This window comes from Microbacterium umsixpiens (assembly GCF_053543675.1).
Window position 1 is genome coordinate 7479 of the sequence record NZ_JBLVOH010000101.1, and the last position, 2208, is coordinate 9686.

Genomic DNA, 2208 nt, shown 5'->3' on the forward strand with positions numbered 1-2208 from the left:
TGACGACCGACCCCGACCACCAGCGCCGTCCCACGGCGTACAGAACGCCCGAGGAGGACCGCATGGCGAACAAGCCCGATGCGGTCACCGCCTGGTGGCGCCGCATCAGCCTGCGCGCGAAGGTCACCGGGGTCACGGTGGCGGTGCTCGCTCTCGGTCTTCTCGTCGCGGGTCTCGGAACCGTACCGATCCTCCGCAACGCACTCGTCGCCAACATCGATGCGCAGCTGCCCGCACTGGTGTCCAGCGATCTGGTCGAACGGTACTTCGATGCCACGACGGTCGACGGCGTCACGACCTATACCCCGCGTGAAGAGAAGCCACGGGACTTCTCTTTCGCGATCTACGACGCGACAGGGGTCCTCCGTGCCACTGCGCGAGGCACGTCGGGTCAGGCCCCTCTCTTCCCCTCGGAATACTCACTCGCCAAGGCGACCGCAGACACCGATCAGATTCCGCTCGAGATCCCCGGCGCAGACGGCAGCGTCTTCCATGGCGCCGTCGCGGTGGTGGGGTCGGAGGGCGGCGCGCTGCGCATCCAACTGGTCGCCTTGCCGCTCGCACCCGCCGACCGCATCATCAGCCAGTACTTCGGCATCTACATCACGATCGCGCTGATCACGATCCTCATCGCGGCACTCCTCACCCGGGGGCTCGTCACACTCACCTTCCGCAGGCTCGGTCAGGTCGAGGCGACGGCCATGTCCATCGCGGCAGGCGACTTCCGGCAGCGGTTGACCGACCTCGAACCGACCACCGAGGTCGGGCGACTGAACACAGCTATCAACACGATGCTGGATCGCGTGGACGGCTCACTCGCTCAGCGCGACCGCAGCGTTCAGCACATGCGACGATTCATCGGGGACGCGAGCCACGAGCTGCGCACGCCGCTGGTGAGCGTGCGCGGCTATGCGGAGCTGTATCGCATGGGGGCGATCAAGGGCGAGGAGGACACCGCCAGAGCCATGGAGCGCATCGAGAAGGAGGCCATCCGCATGGGTGTCCTGGTGGAGGACCTCCTCGCGCTCGCACGTCTGGACGAAGAGCGCGAGCCCGAGATCGTCGCGCTCGACCTGCGACCGATCGCCCGGGACGCCGCTCTCGATCTGCGCGCCGCAGCACCGGGGCGGACAGTGACGGTGATCGATCGCACGGTCGAGGCGATGTCGCCCATCCAGCTACAGGACACGGCTGCTCCTCAACCGGATCAGCCGGCGACACCGCCCGCACGAGGGCTCTCCCGCACCGCGCTTTCGCGCCTGCGGCGTCGTCCGCGGCAGCCGGATCCGGCACCGGCGATCGACTTCACCGAGATCCCCGACATCCCCGTGCGCACCCCGCCGATCGTTCTGGGCGAAGAGAACAAGGTGCGGCAGGTCGTGACGAACCTGTTGGGGAACGCCCGCCGCTTCTCCCCCGAGGACGGCCCGATCGAGATCGTCGTCGATTCTGACCGGGTGCTCGGCACCGGCAGCATCTCGATCGTGGACCACGGCGAGGGTATCCCCCCGCAGATCCGGGAGCAGATCTTCGAGCGCTTCTGGCGCGCCGACACATCCCGCGCACGCGAGACCGGCGGTTCCGGCCTCGGGCTCGCGATCGTCGCGTCGATCATGAAGGCGCTGCACGGCGGCGTCGACGTCTCGGAGACTCCGGGAGGTGGAGCGACGTTCACGGTCACGCTCCCTCTTGCGCCTGCCCGCGCCACGCCCGAGCACCTTCTCGAGGACACCCAGCCCCTGGAACGGCTCGACCTGCCCTGACGGCTCTGCACGACCCGCCGTGGCTCGTGGTTCTGCACACCCGCTGTGCGCGAGTGGCCCGGGGACGGAGCGGGCGGGGCCAGTCCGCCTAGCGTCGGAACTCCAACAGAAGGAGTTCTCATGTCCGTCTTCACCGTCGACACCGAAGCCGTCCACGCCGCGCACGGAGCGACCAGAGCCACCATCGAACGACTGCAGACCGAGTCGGCCACGCTCATGGCCCAGTTGCGGCAGCTGCAGTCCTCCTGGGTCGGCAGTGCATCCACCGCCTTCCAGGGATGTGCGGAGCAGTGGCAGGGCGCGCAGCTCCATGTCGAGCAGGTGCTCGACTCGATCGGCACCTCGCTCGGGTCGGCAGCCTCTCAGTACGCGGACGCCGACCAGTACTCGGCCAGCCTGTTCCGCTGAACCTCGCCCGACACGAACGCAGAACGCCCCCCGCCCG

2 protein-coding genes are annotated in these 2208 nt (G+C 68.3%); both read left to right on the forward strand.

Features of this window, described 5'->3' with window-relative positions:
* Positions 1–62 precede the first annotated feature (62 nt).
* Complete coding sequence (locus ACNPM4_RS10375) at positions 63–1763, forward strand: sensor histidine kinase (RefSeq protein WP_448985619.1); 1701 nt, start codon at positions 63–65, stop codon at positions 1761–1763.
* Positions 1764–1883: 120 nt separating this feature from the next.
* Positions 1884–2171 (forward strand): WXG100 family type VII secretion target, encoded by a 288-nt coding sequence (locus ACNPM4_RS10380; RefSeq protein WP_105711327.1) that lies wholly within the window; start codon positions 1884–1886, stop codon positions 2169–2171.
* The last annotated feature ends 37 nt before the right edge of the window (positions 2172–2208 follow it).

Bases quoted from the DNA above. Each gene is read 5' to 3' on its own strand.
- ACNPM4_RS10375 (WP_448985619.1), top strand. From the start codon at position 63: ATGGCGAACAAGCCCGATGCGGTCACCGCCTGGTGGCGCCGCATCAGC.
- ACNPM4_RS10380 (WP_105711327.1), top strand. From the start codon at position 1,884: ATGTCCGTCTTCACCGTCGACACCGAAGCCGTCCACGCCGCGCACGGA.